Raw genomic sequence first — 16,588 nt, forward strand, 5'->3', positions numbered from 1 at the left:
GTCAGTTCAAGGCCCACGCAGCGACCGGGCTGGCGAGCAGGCTCAGTCCGGCCATGGTCAAGGCCAGGCGTGGGCGATAGGGCAACAACAGCACCAACGTCAGCGCACTGAGCATCAACACCGCGCACCAGTCGACCAGACCAAAACTCCAGCCCTTCATGGCAACCGCCGCCCACAGCGACAGCCCCAGCAACAGCCAGCCTGCGAGTTTCAAACCTTGCCGACGGCGAGTCGAAGGTTTGTGGCCCAGCAGTTCCTCGTGATGCCGAGGCATCGCCAGGCACAGCGCGGTGAAAGCGCAATAACAGAGCAACAGCGCCAGCAGCATTCAGTTCGCTCCCTGCTCAAGGGTGATCGGCCGGGGCTTCTCGCGGGCTGGCTTTTGCACGTTGACGGTGTGTCCGGCGCGCTGCATTTTCCGGGCGGCCCAGGCGAGGAAAAGGCCGCTACCTAGACACGTCAAGTCGAAACCGGCCAGGGCCCAGTCGCCTTCGGGCACTGTCACGCCGAGGTGATACGGGGAGGTCAATCCGTTAAGAAGCGGCACTGCGACAAACAGTGCTGCTCCCAGCGACAGCTGTTCGACCCAGGCCTTGCGCCCCGGCCGCAACATGGCGTGCACCACGCTCAAGCCCCAGGTGATGAAGAACGCGTTCACTTCCCAGTCGTCACGCCCGGCCAGACTCACCGGTAGCAGACGATTGGCCCAGAAGAACACGGCGACCGCTGCCACCAGCCCGGCCATGCTGGCAATGTTCAGCACTTCAACCAGCCGCAACTCGAAGGGCATCACACCGGTTTTGGTATGTTTGAGCTGACGCTTGCCGAGCCAGATCACCAGCCCGGTGCCGATCATCGCCGTGCCCGCCAGACCGCAGATGAAATACAGCCAACGCAACACCGGCCCGGCAAAGTGGCCCATGTGCAAACCGTAGAAACTGCCGGCAACCGCCATCGCCATTGGCTGATCGGGCGTTGTGCCAATGACTTCTCCGCTGACCCCGCTGAAGGTCACGGCGCTGCCGGAAACATTTACCACACGGTCGGAGCCCGCGCGGGATATCACCACCGAGGCATTGGCATCGCCCGGATTGTTCACGCTGATACGCCCGACATGTCCACCCGACCATTGCTCGCTGGCCGCCAGCAACAGGGGCGCCAGCGGTGCCAGTGTCGCCGGTTGATTGGCCCGTTCGGGAATGCTGGATTCGGGAAAAACCTCGTCGTAAAACGCTCGAACGTTGTTGCCGTACGAAGCCAGAATGCTCGCCGGCATCACCATCGACATGAAGATCACCAGACTGCTGTAGGTGATCATCAGATGAAAAGGCAACACCAGCACACCCACCGCGTTGTGCCCGTCGAGCCACGAACGCTGGCCCTTGCGCGGGCGGAAGGTGAAGAAGTCCTTGAAGATTTTCTTGTGGGTGATGATCCCGGTGATCAGCGCGACGAACATCACCATCGCGGCGATGGTCGAGAGCCAGCGGCCCCACGGATAAGGCATTTGCAGTTGGAAGTGGAATCGGTAGAAAAACTCGCCGCCCATGCTTTCCCGGGGCTGCACTTCGGCACCGGTTTGCGCGTCGAGAGTCTTGCGCGTGAATGCGCCGCGTTCGCCCGGTTTGGCGGGCGTCTGCTGCCAGCCCACGCTCAGACCGGGATCGCGGGCGTCGGGCAGGCCAATGATCCAGCGCGAAGCGTCGGGGGCTTGTTGTTGCAGATACTGCTGGGCCAGCGTCAGGCTTTTTTCGGCATCCAATGGATGCGCGTGGATTTCCGGCTGCATCCAGTGAGTGGTTTCATCTTTGAAATAGGCCAGGGTTCCAGTCAGAAAAATCGCGAACAACAGCCAGCCGAAAACCAGCCCGGTCCATGTGTGAAGCCAGGCCATCGCCTGCCGGAAGCCCTCTTTCATGCCAGACCCAGACCGCGCGCAGCGCCGGACACGGTCGCCAGAATCACACTCGGCACCAGCAGACCGACCCACGCCGACCACGCCGTGCGACAAGCGAAACACCAGAGCACCGCCACCAGATAGACCAGGAACGAAACGGTCATGCCGGTCACCACCGCCTCGGCGCGGTTCAGCGGCAGCCACAACGTCAGCGTGACACTGGCCAATGCCGCGACCAGATAGCCGCCGAACACCGCCGCGAGCACCCGCGAAGTGACGGCCAGACGATAGGACAGGGGAAGTGTGGCGAGTTTGGCTTTCATGTTTCGACCCTGAAACGGTTAACGCCCGGCCAACACGCCGGACGACAGGCGAGCAATATTAATGATAAATATTCTCATACGCAAAAGAGTCTGATTGCCGGACTTCACTGGCAGCCCTACAATGCGAACCATTCTTGTTCTCTAACGCATCCCGCATGCGCCCGGAGTGATGCCGTTGTCGTCCGCCCATCCTGTCGAATCGCTCTATCAGGCCCATCACAGCTGGCTCACCGGCTGGCTGCGGCGCAAACTCGGCTGCCCGGACAGCGCCGCCGATCTCGCTCAGGACACCTTCATCCGGGTGCTGACCGCCCGCGAGCCGCCAGTGATTATCGAACCGCGCGCATTCCTCACCACCCTGGCCAAGCGCGTGCTGTTCAACCATTACCGCCGCCAGGACCTGGAGCGCGCCTACCTCGACACCCTCGCGCAGATGCCGGAGATGGTCGCGCCTTCGGAAGAAGAGAAAGCCATCATCCTGCAAACCCTGATGGAGATGGATCAGTTGCTTGATGGCCTGCCGCGCGTCGTCAAGCGGGCATTTCTGCTGGCGCAGGTCGATGGCCTGACCTATCCGCAGATCGCCGCCGAACTGGGCATTTCCGTGGCCACGGTCAAACGTCATCTGAACAAGGCAGCGATGCGCTGCTACTTCGCCCTGTGAACCCGTCGATGGATTTTTCCGCGCAGGTCGCCGAACAGGCGGTGCACTGGTTGCTGGAAATGCAGCAGGGCCAATTGAGCCCGCGTCAGCAACAAGCCTGGCAACAATGGATCGATGCCCACAGCGAACACCGCCGCGCGTGGGAGCACATTCAGCGGGTCAATTCGCGGTTGCGCGGATTGTCATCGCCACTGGCTCACGCCGCGCTGAATGCGCCGAAGTCCGGCAGCCGTCGTCAGGCGCTGAAGCTGTTGATGATTCTTGGCGCCGGCTCAGCAGTCACCTGGAGCATGCGCGAGCACAATCCGTTGCCATCGCTGCTGGCCGATTACCGCAGCCCGATTGGTCAACGCCGCAAGATATCGCTCGGCGCCGGCGGCCAGTTGCAACTCAACACCGCGAGCGCGGCGGATGTACGGGGCGATGGTTTGATCCGTCTGCTCGAAGGCGAAATGCTGCTGACCGCCACGCAATCCTTCGAAGTGCAAACCGCCCAAGGCCTGCTGAAAACCCAGGGCGCGCGAATAAACGTACGGCAGTTTGCCGACCGCACGCAGGTTGCACTGTTTGAAGGTCGGGTTGAACTGAACGTGCCAAGTCGCGCGCCGATGCTGCTGCCGGTCGCCCGACAACTGAGTTTCAGCACCACCTCCATCAGTGACGCCAAACCGTTGGACGCCAACAGCGGCGCCTGGGCCGACGGCATGCTGGTGGCCGCGCACATGCGCCTGGGCGACTTCCTCGATGAACTCGGTCGCTACCGTCGCGGGCAGCTCCATTGCGATGCGAAAGTGGCTGACCTGCTGATTTCCGGGACTTATCCACTGGACGACAGCGAGCGGATTCTCGACCTGCTGGAAATAAGCCTGCCCGTGAAAGTGAAGCGTTTTACTCGCTATTGGGTGACGGTCGAAGCCAAGGTTTGATCAAGCGTAAAAATAAATGAGCCGTTTTTCAGATCTGGCGTGACAGAGAAGGAAAGCCCCCTTGATTCAACCTTCTCAGGACCGTCCTCCATGCACCCCACCCGTCTCACGCCGCTGGCCCGAACCCTGCGCAACCTCGTTCTCGGCGCCAGCCTGAGCTTCAGCGCCCTGCCCCTTGCGCAAGCCGCCGATACCAAGGCTTATCACATCGCCCCGTCGACGCTGGAAAACGCCCTCAACCAGTTCGGCCGTGAAGCCGGCGTGCTGATCTCGTTCGGCTCGCAAGTCACCAGCGGTGTGCAAAGCCGTGGTCTGGAAGGCAACTACACAGCGGAACAAGGTCTGAACGCGCTGCTCGAAGGCACCGGCCTGCAAGCCCGCGCCGAGGGTGGCAATGCCTTCAGCCTGCAGCCGTCGAACGACAACGCCCTGGAGCTGGACACCTCGAAAGTGGTCGGCGACTGGCTGGGCGAGGCGGCGCAGGTCAACGTGTTCGAACATCCCGGTGCCCGTGACGTGATCCGCCGCGAAGAGTTCGAGCGCCAGGGTGCGACCCAGGCCCGCGATGTGCTCAACCGCATTCCCGGCGTCAACGCGCCGGAAAACAACGGCACCGGCAGCCACGACATGGCGCTGAACTTCGGCATTCGCGGCCTCAACCCGCGCCTGGCCGCACGCTCGACCGTATTGATGGACGGCATTCCCGTGCCGTTCGCCCCTTATGGCCAGCCGCAGTTGTCGTTCGCGCCGATCAGCATGGGCAACATGGACGCCGTGGACGTGGTGCGTGGTGGCGGCGCCGTGCGTTACGGCCCGCAGAACGTCGGCGGCGTGGTCAACTTCGTGACCCGGGCGATTCCGGACGAGCCGACCGTCAAGGGCGGTTTCCAGACTGAAACCAGTCCATCGTCCAGCCATGACGGCTTCAAGACCAGCGCCAACCTGCTGGCCGGCGGCACCAATGCCAACGGTCTGGGCGGCGCGTTGCTGTACTCCGGCACTCGCGGAGGCGACTGGCGTGAGCACAGCGATACAGAAATCGACGACCTGATCCTCAAGGGCAAATACCAACTCGACGAGGCCAACAGTTTCACCGCCATGGCCCAGTATTACGAAGGCAAGGCCGACATGCCCGGCGGCCTGAATGTCGCCGATTACGATGCCGATCCGTATCAGTCGACCCGGCCAAAAGACCAGTTCTGGGGCCGTCGCACGATGTTCAATGTCGGCTATCGCTATCAGGAAGACCGCCGCGAATTCACCGCCAATACCTTCTTCACCAAGACCCTGCGCAGCGGTTACCTGGATCAGGGCACGTTCCTGTCGCTGTCGCCGCGCGAGTATTGGGTGCGCGGTCTGGAAACCCGCTTCGCCCAAGGCTTCGACCTCGGCGCCACCAGCCATGAAGTCGGCGTCGGCTATCGCTACATCAACGAAGCCGGCCACGAACTGCGCTATCGCACGCCGATCAGCAGCAACGAATACCCGACCACCAACAGCCGCAATGACCGCGACACTCGCGGCGGCACCGAAGCCAATGCGTTCTTCGTCGATGACCGGATCGACATCGGCAAGTGGACGATCACCCCGGGCGTGCGCTACGAGATGATCGAGTCGCAACAGACCAACAATCTGACCAACGTCAAATACAAGGGCGACTACAACACCGCACTGCCGGCGTTGAACGTGCTGTATCACCTGACCGACAGCTGGAACCTGTACGCCAACACCGAGGGTTCATTCGGCAGCGTGCAATACAGCCAGATGCCCAACCGCGTGAGCAGCGGCGAAGTGAAACCGGAGAAGGCCCGCACCTGGGAAGTCGGCACCCGTTACGACAACGGCGCGCTGCGAGCGGAGATCGGCGCGTTCCTGATCAACTTCGACAACCAGTACGAAAGCAACCAGACCAATGATTCGGTGATCGCCCGTGGCGAAACCCGCCATCAGGGCATCGAGACCAGCGTCAATTACGCGCTGGATGACTTGAGCCCGGCACTGGCTGGTTTCGACGTGTACGCCACTTACGCCTATGTCGACGCGACCATCCGCGAAGACGGGCCGAACAAGGGCAATCGTGTGCCGTTCTCGTCGAAACACAAAGGCACGATCGGCGTCGGTTACACCGAAGGCCCGTGGAAGCTCAACCTGGACAGCAGCTTCCAGAGCGACCAGTTCGCCGACAACGCCAACACCTCGAAAGAAAGCGCCGACGGCAGCACCGGCAAGTTCCCCGGTTACATGCTATTCAGCAGCCGCGCCGGTTATGACTTCGGCCCGCAACTGTCGGACCTGAACGTCGCGGTGGGGGTGAAGAACATCTTCAACACCCAGTACTTCACCCGCTCGTTCGATGACAACAACAAAGGAAAGTATGTCGGTGAGCCACGCACGGTATACGTGCAGACTTCCGTTGCGTTCTGACCCCTGCTGAAAACAGAAAGGGCCTGCAATTGCAGGCCCTTTCTCATTGGGTGGCTTGGAAAATCAGCGCATCAACTGTTGATCGCTGCCTGTTCGTTCTCGTCAAACTCTTCCGCCAACAGCTTGTCATTGGCTTTGCTTGTGAATGGCACCACAGCGGCTCGCGGTTTGCCGCGCAGTTTGCCAAACAGGTGCTCCAGCGCGTGCTCCAGTTTTTCGGCTGCACCATCGATCGCCTGTTCCAGCGAATCGGCTTTGTGGGTGACGGAAATCGGTTGATGGCCTTTTGGCCGCGCTTCCAGTTGGCAGCGCAAATCATGAGGACCTGGTTTGTCACCGTTCTCGTCGCTCAGATGGACTTCGACACGGGTCAGGTCTTCCTCATAACGGTCGAGCGTGCTCTCAATTGTGGTTCGTACCCACTCCTCCAGTCGTTTGCTGCTTTGAATATGGTTGTCGCTGTTGACTTGGATTTGCATAGTTCATCCCTTATTTCAGCTAGCTCGCAAGAGGCCTGGAACAGGATTTCGTGACCTCTTGATTACAACAATCGGCCCGCCGGACGAACATTTCAACCCCTTAAAAAAGATAAATATTCATTCGCAAAAAAAGCCGGACAACCGAGTAAAGCGCTGGTAAGGTCGGGAGTTGGGTCGCCCCGCCCCTCCGAAAAATCTGCTCACAATTGGCCATCACCCAACGGGTGCAGGCTGCGAAAAATCCCCGCCTCTTCCACCAGCCAGTCATGCACCGCCCGTACGCCCGGATGGCTCAAGGCCCCCGGCGCATAAAGCAATACATAGCGCTTGTGATTGGGCACCGAAATCCCGAACGGCACGATCAATGTCCCCCGCTCCAGCTCGTCGTTGAGCAGCGTGCGCCGGGCAATCGCCACGCCCATGCCGGCAATCGCCGCTTCGATGGTCAGGTGGTTGCGATTGAACGTGTGCCCGCGCCGCACATCCGCGCCCTCGAAACCGATGGCATTGAGATAAAACTCCCACTCCGCGTATTCATAGCTGCCGCGCCAGGCGGTGATGTCGTGCAGCAGCGGGAAATGCACGAGATCCGCCGGCCCGTGCAGCGGCGGCCGTCCGCGCAGCAGGCCCGGTGCGCACACCGGGAAAATCTGCTCATCGAGCAAGGCTGTGGATAACAGTCCCGGATAACTGCCGTCGTTCAGGTCGATGGCCAGGTCGAAATCCCCTTCATGCAACGGCACGCTGCTGTCCTCGGCCACCAGCCGCAGCTGGATGTCCGGGTAACGCTGTTGCAGGCGTGGCAAGCGCGGGGTCAGCCACTTGCTGAGGAACGACGGAATCGAGCGCACCCGCAGAATCCCGCTGATCATCCCCGCATCCAGGCGACGCAATTCCGCATCAATGCTGCCGTAAGCCTCGTTGACCGTGATCGCCAGTCGCTGCCCTTCCGCGCTCAACTCCACGCCCCGCGCACGGCGATGAAACAGGCGAAACCCCAGTCGCTCTTCCAGCTGTCGGATTTGCTGACTCACAGCCCCCGGCGTGATGTGCAGTTCCTCGGCACAGCGGGTGAATGACAGGTGCCGCGCGGCACAGGAAAACACCTGCAGCCAGACGTAAGTCTGGGCATGCAATTGACGACTCATGGTTTAGTCCTGCTAAAGGCTTACTTAGGAAGTTTCGTTAGTCACGTTGAAGCGAGGTAGGCAGTATCGCCGACATTGCGCTTGTCCTACAAAAAATGGCAGCGATTCCTACTCCATTGCTTGTAAGGGTTTAGCATGGCTATCAGTGTTTTCGATCTATTCAAAGTCGGCATCGGCCCGTCCAGTTCCCACACCGTCGGCCCGATGCGCGCCGCCGCGACCTTCGCTCAAGCCCTGATCGACCAGCATTTGCTGAACGATGTGCAGCGGGTGGAAATCCGTTTGTACGGCTCGCTTTCGGCCACCGGCGTCGGCCATGCCACTGACCGCGCAACGGTCATGGGTTTGATGGGCGAATGGCCGGACAGCATCGATCCGTCGACCATCGAGCCACGCATCCAGCAACTGCGCGAAACCGGCCAACTGTCTCTGGCCGGTAAACGCTCGATCACCTTCAACTGGCAGCACGATCTCCTGCTGCTGGACGAGAGCCTGCCCTACCACCCCAACGCCATGTCGCTGACAGCCTTTGGCGCATCCGGCCAACTGTTCGAGCAAACGTACTACTCGGTCGGCGGCGGTTTCATCATCGAAGCGGCCGAAGCCGAATCCGGTGTCGCGCCGGCCGGCGACGTCGAGTTGCCTTACGAATTCTCCAGCGCCGTCGAACTGCTGGCGCTGTGCAAGCAGCACAACCTGCGGGTGTCCGAACTGATGATGGCCAACGAACGGGCCTGGCGCAGCGACGCCGAGATCCGTCAGGGCCTGCTGCACATCTGGTCGGTGATGCGCGAATGCGTCGAGCAAGGCCTGCGTCACGAAGGCATCCTGCCTGGCGGTCTGAATGTTCCCCGCCGCGCTGCGAAATTGCACCGCAGCCTGCTGGAAATCGGCAAGCCGAACGTCATCAGTTCGACCCTGTCGGCGATGGAGTGGGTCAACCTGTTCGCCCTCGCCGTCAACGAAGAGAACGCCGCCGGCGGGCGCATGGTGACCGCGCCGACCAACGGTGCCGCCGGGATCATCCCGGCCGTCCTGCACTACTACATGAAATTCAATCCGGATGCGTCGGACGACGACGTGGTTGCGTTCTTTCTGGGCGCGGCAGCGGTCGGCATCCTGTGCAAGAAAAACGCTTCGATTTCCGGTGCCGAAGTCGGCTGCCAGGGTGAAGTCGGCTCCGCCTGTGCGATGGCCGCTGCAGGTCTGGCCGATGTGCTCGGCGCCACCCCGGAGCAACTGGAAAACGCCGCCGAAATCGGCCTGGAACACAACCTCGGTCTGACCTGCGACCCGGTTGGCGGGCTCGTACAGGTGCCGTGCATCGAGCGCAACGCCATCGCTGCGGTGAAGGCGATCAACGCCACGCAAATGGCCCTGCGCGGCGACGGCAAACACTTCATTTCTCTCGACCGGGTGATCCGCACCATGCGCGATACCGGCGCCGACATGCATGACAAATACAAAGAGACTTCACGGGGCGGTCTGGCCGTGAGCTGGGTGGAGTGCTGAGGAGCACTCCCTGACCGCCCGTAACACGTGAGCCCGAGCAAGAATAATAACGAGGCAAAAACGATGACCGATGTACGCACACCTGCTGCCGAAAATCCCGCTGTAGACCGCACACGCAATACCGAAACCACCCACAAGGGCTGGAGCAAATTCGACACCACCTGGATGCTCGGCCTGTATGGCACCGCCATCGGCGCCGGCACCTTGTTCCTGCCGATCAACGCCGGTGTCGGCGGCTTCTGGCCGTTGCTGATCCTGGCGGTGCTGGCGTTCCCGATGACCTTCTTCGCGCACCGGGGCCTGACCCGCTTCGTGCTGTCCGGCCGCTCCGGTGACATCACCGAAGTGGTGGAGGAACACTTCGGCATCGGCGCCGGCAAGCTGATCACGCTGCTGTATTTCTTCGCGATCTTCCCGATCCTGCTGGTGTACAGCGTGGCGCTGACCAACACCCTCAGCAGCTTCCTCGAACATCAATTGCACATCGCCCCGCCGCCGCGCGCGGTGCTGTCGCTGGCGCTGATCCTCGGTCTGATGGCCATCGTCCGTTGCGGTCAGAGCGTGATCGTCAAAGCCATGAGCGTGCTGGTCTATCCGTTCGTCGCCGCGCTGCTGTTGCTCGGCATCAGCCTGATTCCGAACTGGAACGGCGCATTCTTCGCCAGTGCTCAAGAACCGATGGAAATGTCGGTGTTCCTCAAGACCCTGTGGCTGGCTATCCCGGTGATGGTGTTCTCGTTCAACCATTCGCCGATCATTTCCGCGTTCGCGGTTGAGCAGAAACAGCGCTATGGCGAACAGGCCGAACGCAAGAGCAGCGGCATTCTCGCCATGGCTCACGGCATGATGGTGGTGACGGTGATGTTCTTCTGCTTCAGCTGCGTGCTGGCGCTGTCGCCGGCAGACCTGGCAGCGGCCAAGGCGCAGAACATTTCGATCCTGTCGTACCTGGCCAACCACTTCCAGACCCCGGTCATCGCCTACGCCGCGCCGTTGATTGCGCTGGTGGCGATCACCAAGTCCTTCCTCGGCCATTACATCGGCGCCAGCGAAGGCTTCCAGGGCATGATCGTCAAAAGCCTGCGCAGTCGTGGCCGGGTGATGTCGGCGAGCTGGCTGAACCGTGCGACCGCACTGTTCATGATCCTCAGCTGCTGGGCCGTGGCGACCTTCAACCCGAGCATCCTCGGCATGATCGAAACCCTCGGTGGGCCGGTGATTGCCTGCCTGCTGTTCCTGATGCCGATGTACGCCATCCGCCGTGTGCCGGCCTTGCGCCAGTATTCGGGCCAGGCGTCCAACGTGTTCGTGGTGTTGATCGGCCTGATTGCACTGTCTGCGATCATCTACTCGGTTCTGCCCTGAAACGGGCCGCAAACGAAGAAGGCGAGCCAGGGGCTCGCCTTCTTTTTGGCCGGTTTCATTGTTCGACAATATTCCCGGCATGTCCCTTGCTACATCGCTGAAGGAGACAGGACCACGGAAAGGCCGATGGTCAGGTTTGGCGAACCAACCCGATCAAGGCCGGTCAACAACTGCACGTTCAATCAGGCGGTGACGCATCATGGACAATCCTTTTCAGATCATTACCGATGCCTTCGCGCCGGACTATCAGATCAACCTGAGCATTCAGGGGCTCGACGGCAGCATCATGCTGACCCTCTCCAAAAGCGGGCGGATCGTCGCCAAACGGATGATCAGCGCCGAACAGCGCAATGACCCCAAGCGCCTCAAACGCCTGGTGCAAAGCATTCAGTTCGGCATTGCCATCGAACAGGGCCACAGCGCCATGGCGGTACTCGACGCCATGACACGCGGCGACGCAATCACCCCGCCACCGCGCGGGGTCAAGCACCAGCCCCGGCCAGCCGCGGGCCTTTAGAGTTCGCCCTTCTCTACTTCCGGGTGTTCACTGGAGCCCGTGCCGATCTTGCGGTGCGGGTTCTCGATCTTCACCGAAGGGAATTGCGACGAGGCGTAACGCACCACCAGAATCGAGAATGCGAGCAGCAGAATCCCGCCGCACAGGTAGATGATGCCCATGTCCGGCGGATTGTGGTGCGAGACGTTGGAGATCAGCAGGCGCGTCAGTGCCGTGATCGCCACGTAGATCAGGAAGCGCACCGGCATGTGGTTGGTCTTGAAGTAAATCCCGACCATCGCCCCCAGTTCCAGATAGATGAACAGCAACAGAATGTCATCGATCTTGATGTGCCCTTCCTCGAGCATCCCGAGAAACTCCATCACCGCCGCCCATGCGGTTACCGCACCAATGGCGAACAGCGCCAGGTAGTGGAAAGTCTCGACGAACAGGTTGCCCAGGGACTCGGCCAGTTGATGCACGTTTTGCCGCAGTTTCTCGGCCCAGTTGATTTTCACGATGAAGGTTCCTTAGCCCGGTTCGAGCGGATGTTGCTTGCTGGACGTGACGGTTATTGCGCACGTACGCAGATGCATGCAGAAAAGAGGCCACGCCATCATGGCGAGCCGCCGCGAAACCTGCGCCGTGGCGTTTGGTCGCACCTGTGCGCAGGCGTCGGGCTGACAAAATCCGAATCCGGTCTACATTAAAAAGCCACTACCCAAAGCGCAGGGATTCGCTTATCCTTTTCGCTGTATATAGATACAGTAGTCGCAAAGACAACTTAATGTGAAGGCATGTGAGGTGGTGAATGGCCGTCGAAGTGGTATACCGCAGCAGCCGAGATCTGGAGCGCTTGTTCATGGATAAAGCCGAAGCTGACCGTCATGACAAAATGCTCGAACTGGCCGAACTGTTGGCCGAAGTGCTGGAAAAAGCCGTTCCTTCGTTGAGCGAGCAGCAAGTGGAAGAAGTCGGGATCTTCATGGCGAAGAACCGCGATGTGTTCGCCCGGGCGTTCAAGAGCCAGCCTGATGCCCTGTCGGAGCTGATCAACGCACCGGCGGCACCGGTTGTGGCAACCGAGCCAGCAGACGTGGCTGAACCGGTAGAAGCGCCAGCCAAACCTGCCAAAGCGGCAAAGGCTGCGAAGTAATTGAAGCCTCTGAATTGAATAGCCCCTGAGTTGAAAGACTCAGGGGCTTTTTCATGTCCGGACAAACCTCAGCGGTACAACACCTTTTCCGCCAGTTCGTCCGCCACCCGCGCGGGTGAACGTTTTTCCGCCTGGGCGTGGGCGAAGACTTCGGTCAGGCGCGAACTGATCTTCGACAGGTGCGCGGTGATGGTCGTCAGTTCTTCGCCGCGATGCTTGAGGGAAACGTAGATCAGCCCGCCGGCATTGATCACGTAATCCGGCGCATACAGGATGCCGCGTCGTTCCAGTTGATCAGCGACATCCAGGTGCGTCAGCTGATTGTTGGCCGAGCCCGCCACCGCCGAGCAGCGCAACTGGGTGACCGTGTGGCTGTTGAGCACACCGCCGAGGCCGCACGGCGCGAGGATGTCGCACGGCGTACTGAGCAATGCGTCGTTGGCAATCGGGTGTGCGTTGAGCTGTTCCATCGCCAGTTGCACCTTGCCGTGGTCGATGTCACTGACCAGCAGTTCGGCACCGGCAGCGTGCAGCTGTTCAGCGAGGGCATAACCAACATTGCCCAGCCCCTGGATCGCCACGCGCAAGCCTTCTAGGTTGTCGCTGCCCAGCCGCGCCATGGCCGTGGCGCGAATTCCGGTGAACACGCCCATCGCCGCATGCGGCGCCGGGTCGCCGGCGGAGGTGGTGCTGGTGACATGCTGGGTCTGCTGGGCAATGCAGTCCATGTCCGCCACCGAAGTGCCGCTGTCGATGGCGGTGATGTAGCGCCCGTCGAGCTGATCGATGCAACGACCGAACGCCTCGAACAGTGCGGCGCGGTTTTCCACATGGGCCGGCCGCACGATCACGGCCACCCCGCCACCCTGGGCGAGTCCGGCCAATGCAGCCTTGTAGCTCATGCCCTGGGCCAGGCGTATGGCGTCCTCGACTGCGGATTCGTCGTTCGGGTAGGCAAGATAACGACACCCGCCCAGGGCAGGCCCGAGGCGACTGTTATGAATGGCAATGACCGCCTTCAATCCGGACACCGGATCAACGCTAAGGTGCAGCGATTCCAGGCGAGTGCTTTGCATGAGAGCGAACATCGGCAGGCTCCCGAATCACTTCTGGTAGACGCCAGTATAGGCTTGCGCCTGAAAATTGCTGAAGCGCGCCGGAATAAGCGCCGCCACTGATCACCGGGTTGTGGCATAACCCGATGGCAGAGCGGCCCGGCACTGGACGAATGGCAAAGACGGGGCTAAAACGAGGCATGCCCCGGAGATTGAGATGAGTCCGCGCCAACGTTTTTTCGAATGTCTGCACCGTTCACCGCCCGCGCTGTTCGAAGCCGCGTTGTGGATGGCCGCCGAACACGACAAACAAGCCGATCCCGAAGCACTGCTGCAGGACTTCAAGGAGCTGCAACAGCGGGTCAGCTATGGCTTGCCGTTGCTGCCGGTCAGCGAACTGGCGCAACCTTTGTTGCGGCGGATGACCGATCTGGGCTTCGCGCAAGATGATTTCATACCGCTGCGCCCACAGGCCGCAATGGTGCACAAAGTCATGCAGACCAAACGCGGCCAGCCGCTGGCGCTGGCACTGATCGCTCTGGAACTGGCCCATGGCCTGGAGATTCCGCTGGTCGGGGTGAACTTCCCCGGACATTTCCTGCTTAAGGTTCCCGGGGCCGATCACCTGCTCGATCCCTGCGGCGGACGGCGTCTGTATCCGAACGACTGCCGTGAACTGCTGCACCGCCAGTACGGCCACCAGATGAAACTCAGCGCCGACCATCTGCTGACTGCCGAACCGGTGCAGATGCTTCAGCGCCTGTCACGCAACCTGCGCCAGTTGCACCTGACCCACGACGACTTCATCGCCGCGTTGATCGATGCCGAGCGCGTGCTCGAACTGGGCAATGCCAGCGCCGCCGACTATCTGGCCCGGGCCAGTCTGTACCAGCGCCTCGATTGCCCAAACGCCGAGCGTTTCGATCTGGAGCACGCGCTATTGCTCAGTGACGACCCGATTCAGCGACTTCGCCTGACGGAACGGCTGGGGCATCTGCCACCGAACGCGGTTGTCCACTGAACAGCGCAGTGGCTGGCGAACGCACCTGAATGATCAGCAACGCCGCAATCACCGCCGGAATCGCGCAGAAAAAGAAAATCTGCTCCACTGGAATGTGCATCGCCAACAACAGGCTGCCGAACAGCGGCCCGAGAATCGAGCCGAAGCGCCCTACCCCCAGCGCCCAACCGGTGCCGGTGGCGCGCACGTGGGCCGGATAGAAATTGCTGGCGAACGCATTGAGCGTCAGTTGCCCGCCGATGATGCAGAAGCCCGCCGCAAACACACAGGCCACCAGATAGCGCGGGTTGTCGTGATTCAGGCCCAGCAGGATCGTGCACACCGCCGCGCCAGCCAGCACACCGGACAGCAGCCTCACCTTGCTTTTCAACCGGTCGGCGAACCACGCCATGCAGATCGCGCCCAGCGTACCGGCGAACAGGAACATCGACGTCACCAGGTTCGCTTCGTTGAGCTTCAGGCCACTTTCCAGCAGCAGCGACGGCAGCCAGCTGATCATGAAATACAGCAGGATCAGGCTGACGAAAAACGTGGCCCAGATCAGCAAGGTCGGGCGTGCGTAACCGTTGCGGAACAACTCCACCACGGTCAGTTTGCTGCCCTGCTCGCGCTCGTTCTGTTCGACCGATGCAGCGGGCGGTTGCCAGTCCGGAAGCATCCGTGCGGTGACCTTGCGCAGGCGCGCATAGGGCGGCGCGTCACGCAGCAGGCGTGGCAAGGATTCCGGCAGCATCCACCAGAGAAACGGAAACAGCAGCAACGGCGTGACACCGCCGGCGAGGAATACCGCCTGCCAGCCAAACCGGTCGATGAAGCCGGCCGCAACAAAACCACCTGCCGCACCACCGAAGGAGAAGCCGCACGCCGCCAGCGTCACCATCAGCGTGCGCAGGCGTGGCGGTGAATATTCCGACATCAACGCCATGGCGCTGGGCATCGCACCGCCCATGCCGATGCCGCAGATGAAGCGCGCGATCATCAGGGTATTCAGGGAATCGGCGAAAACCATCAGCACGGTGAGGCTGGCGTAGATCAGCACGCAGGCGAGCAGAATCCGTCGAACGCCGAAACGGTCGGCCAGCGGCGTCACGGCGAGAGAACCGAGGGTCAGCCCCAGCAGGTTGGCACTGAACACCGGGCCGAATGCGGATTTCTCCAGCCCCCAGTCCTGCGCCAGCGCCGGCACCACGTAACCGAGCACCTGGGCGTCATAGCCGTCGGTGACCAGCAGCAAGGCGAGAAGCATCAGGAGCAACCACTGAAAGCGGGACACAGGACGGGCGTCGAGTGCCGCCCGGAAGCTGGCAATCTGGTTGTGCATCGCAAGGTACCTGTTTTGTTTTTATGATTTTTTGGTCACAGCGCATATCGAGAGATCGTTCCCACGCTCCGCGTGGGAATGCATCCCGTGACGCTCCGCGTCACACTGGGCACAGAGCATCCTTGGCAGCACACCCACGCAGAGCGTGGGTGTGCTCAGTTATTTCGGCGTGTCCGGCTGATTCGCCGGATGCGCGACAATGAACGCTGGATGTTCCGCAGCCAGCGCCGCCACCCGACGAATCCGTGGATACGCCTCCAGCGAAACGTTGAATCGCTCGGCCGCGTACAGCTGCGGAATCAGGTACACGTCCGCCACGCACGGCCACTCGCCGAAACAGAAGCCGCTGTCGCCGATCAACTGCTCGACCGTCGCCAGCCCCTGACTGATCCAGTGGCCGATCCACTCGGTCACCTGCGGCTCGTCATGCCCCAACCCGCGCAGGCGATTGAGCACGCTGACGTTGTGCAGCGGATGTACGTCGCAGCCGATCACCGACGCCACACCGCGCACCTGTGCACGGGCAACGAGGTCTTCGGGCAGTAACGGCACCTGTGGATAACGCTCTTCCAGGTACTCGATGATCGCCGGTGACTGAATCAGCAACTTGTCGTCATCAGTGCGCAAGGCCGGCACCCGGCCCTGGGGATTGATCGCCAGGTACGCCGGTTGCCGATGCTCGCCACCGGGCGGTGCGATCAGGTTGACCGGCAACGCCTGATAGTCGAGGCCCTTGAGTGCCAGCGCGATCCGCACCCGGTACGACGAGGTGGAACGGTAATAGGTGTAGAGGTCCATGAG

16 protein-coding genes and 1 pseudogene are annotated in these 16,588 nt (G+C 61.3%); 8 read left to right on the forward strand and 9 right to left on the reverse strand.

Annotated elements, in window-relative coordinates; genetic code table 11:
• Position 1 precedes the first annotated feature (1 nt).
• The 3 genes from CAF80_RS04350 to CAF80_RS04360 are packed head-to-tail and all read right to left on the reverse strand — an operon-like array spanning position 2 to position 2,220.
• Positions 2-328 carry a DUF3325 domain-containing protein gene (locus CAF80_RS04350; RefSeq protein ID WP_074691728.1) on the reverse strand — a complete coding sequence of 109 codons (327 nt, stop codon included), beginning with the start codon at positions 326-328 and terminating at the stop codon, positions 2-4.
• Complete coding sequence (locus CAF80_RS04355; protein WP_085666880.1) at positions 329-1,918, reverse strand: PepSY domain-containing protein; 1,590 nt, start codon at positions 1,916-1,918, stop codon at positions 329-331.
• On the reverse strand, positions 1,915-2,220 hold the full coding sequence (locus CAF80_RS04360; RefSeq protein ID WP_039769401.1) for a DUF3649 domain-containing protein: 306 nt from the start codon (positions 2,218-2,220) through the stop codon (positions 1,915-1,917). The genes CAF80_RS04355 and CAF80_RS04360 overlap by 4 nt, the downstream gene beginning before the upstream one ends.
• Before the next feature lie 175 nt (positions 2,221-2,395).
• On the opposite strand from CAF80_RS04360, the gene CAF80_RS04365 reads away from it, so the two are divergent.
• The 3 genes from CAF80_RS04365 to fecA all read left to right on the forward strand — a co-directional run bounded on the left by CAF80_RS04365 (position 2,396) and on the right by fecA (position 6,234).
• Entirely contained in the window at positions 2,396-2,884 is a 489-nt protein-coding gene (locus CAF80_RS04365; RefSeq protein WP_085666961.1) for a sigma-70 family RNA polymerase sigma factor, read from the forward strand.
• 8 nt (positions 2,885-2,892) lie between these two features.
• Positions 2,893-3,810, forward strand: a complete 918-nt coding sequence (locus CAF80_RS04370; RefSeq protein WP_371916403.1) for a DUF4880 domain-containing protein — start codon at positions 2,893-2,895, stop codon at positions 3,808-3,810.
• A 90-nt stretch (positions 3,811-3,900) separates the two neighbouring features.
• A complete protein-coding gene (fecA, locus tag CAF80_RS04375) occupies positions 3,901-6,234 on the forward strand; it encodes a TonB-dependent Fe(3+) dicitrate receptor FecA (RefSeq protein ID WP_085666882.1) in 2,334 nt (777 codons plus the stop codon).
• Between the two features lie 71 nt (positions 6,235-6,305).
• On the opposite strand, the gene CAF80_RS04380 is transcribed toward fecA, so the two are convergent.
• Positions 6,306-6,713, reverse strand: coding sequence for an HPF/RaiA family ribosome-associated protein (locus CAF80_RS04380; RefSeq protein WP_011332524.1), 408 nt, complete (start codon positions 6,711-6,713; stop codon positions 6,306-6,308).
• A gap of 200 nt (positions 6,714-6,913) precedes the next feature.
• Entirely contained in the window at positions 6,914-7,861 is a 948-nt protein-coding gene (locus tag CAF80_RS04385; protein WP_011332523.1) for a LysR substrate-binding domain-containing protein, read from the reverse strand.
• A 135-nt stretch (positions 7,862-7,996) separates the two neighbouring features.
• On the opposite strand from CAF80_RS04385, the gene CAF80_RS04390 reads away from it, so the two are divergent.
• The 3 genes from CAF80_RS04390 to CAF80_RS04400 all read left to right on the forward strand — a co-directional run bounded on the left by CAF80_RS04390 (position 7,997) and on the right by CAF80_RS04400 (position 11,255).
• Entirely contained in the window at positions 7,997-9,373 is a 1,377-nt protein-coding gene (locus CAF80_RS04390; RefSeq protein WP_085666883.1) for an L-serine ammonia-lyase, read from the forward strand.
• Between the two features lie 63 nt (positions 9,374-9,436).
• The gene (locus CAF80_RS04395; RefSeq protein WP_085666884.1) at positions 9,437-10,738 is read left to right on the forward strand and encodes an HAAAP family serine/threonine permease; all 1,302 of its coding nucleotides are present in this window, start codon (positions 9,437-9,439) and stop codon (positions 10,736-10,738) included.
• Between the two features lie 199 nt (positions 10,739-10,937).
• The gene (locus tag CAF80_RS04400; RefSeq protein ID WP_064382489.1) at positions 10,938-11,255 is read left to right on the forward strand and encodes a DUF3509 domain-containing protein; all 318 of its coding nucleotides are present in this window, start codon (positions 10,938-10,940) and stop codon (positions 11,253-11,255) included.
• On the opposite strand, the gene CAF80_RS04405 is transcribed toward CAF80_RS04400, so the two are convergent.
• The gene (locus tag CAF80_RS04405; RefSeq protein ID WP_007957255.1) at positions 11,252-11,752 is read right to left on the reverse strand and encodes a phosphate-starvation-inducible protein PsiE; all 501 of its coding nucleotides are present in this window, start codon (positions 11,750-11,752) and stop codon (positions 11,252-11,254) included. The two genes, CAF80_RS04400 and CAF80_RS04405, sit on opposite strands and share 4 nt — an antisense overlap.
• A 293-nt stretch (positions 11,753-12,045) precedes the next feature.
• On the opposite strand from CAF80_RS04405, the pseudogene CAF80_RS04410 reads away from it, so the two are divergent.
• A pseudogene (locus tag CAF80_RS04410) lies at positions 12,046-12,303 on the forward strand (YebG family protein); the annotation flags it as partial.
• Positions 12,304-12,458: 155 nt separating this feature from the next.
• On the opposite strand, the gene CAF80_RS04415 reads toward CAF80_RS04410, so the two are convergent.
• Complete coding sequence (locus CAF80_RS04415; RefSeq protein ID WP_011332519.1) at positions 12,459-13,478, reverse strand: Glu/Leu/Phe/Val dehydrogenase dimerization domain-containing protein; 1,020 nt, start codon at positions 13,476-13,478, stop codon at positions 12,459-12,461.
• Positions 13,479-13,662: 184 nt separating this feature from the next.
• Between CAF80_RS04415 and CAF80_RS04420 the strand changes: the two genes are divergently transcribed.
• Positions 13,663-14,466, forward strand: coding sequence for a SirB1 family protein (locus CAF80_RS04420; RefSeq protein ID WP_085666885.1), 804 nt, complete (start codon positions 13,663-13,665; stop codon positions 14,464-14,466).
• Here CAF80_RS04420 and CAF80_RS04425 read toward each other — a convergent pair.
• Both CAF80_RS04425 and maiA read right to left on the reverse strand, forming a co-directional pair.
• The gene (locus tag CAF80_RS04425) at positions 14,390-15,787 is read right to left on the reverse strand and encodes an aromatic acid/H+ symport family MFS transporter (protein ID WP_085666886.1); all 1,398 of its coding nucleotides are present in this window, start codon (positions 15,785-15,787) and stop codon (positions 14,390-14,392) included. The genes CAF80_RS04420 and CAF80_RS04425 overlap by 77 nt on opposite strands.
• Positions 15,788-15,946: 159 nt before the next feature.
• Entirely contained in the window at positions 15,947-16,585 is a 639-nt protein-coding gene (gene maiA, locus CAF80_RS04430) for a maleylacetoacetate isomerase (protein ID WP_085666887.1), read from the reverse strand.
• Positions 16,586-16,588: the final 3 nt, after the last annotated feature.

Source organism: Pseudomonas sp. B34(2017) (genome assembly GCF_002112915.1).
In the GTDB taxonomy this organism is placed as follows: Bacteria; Pseudomonadota; Gammaproteobacteria; order Pseudomonadales; family Pseudomonadaceae; genus Aquipseudomonas; species Aquipseudomonas pharyngis.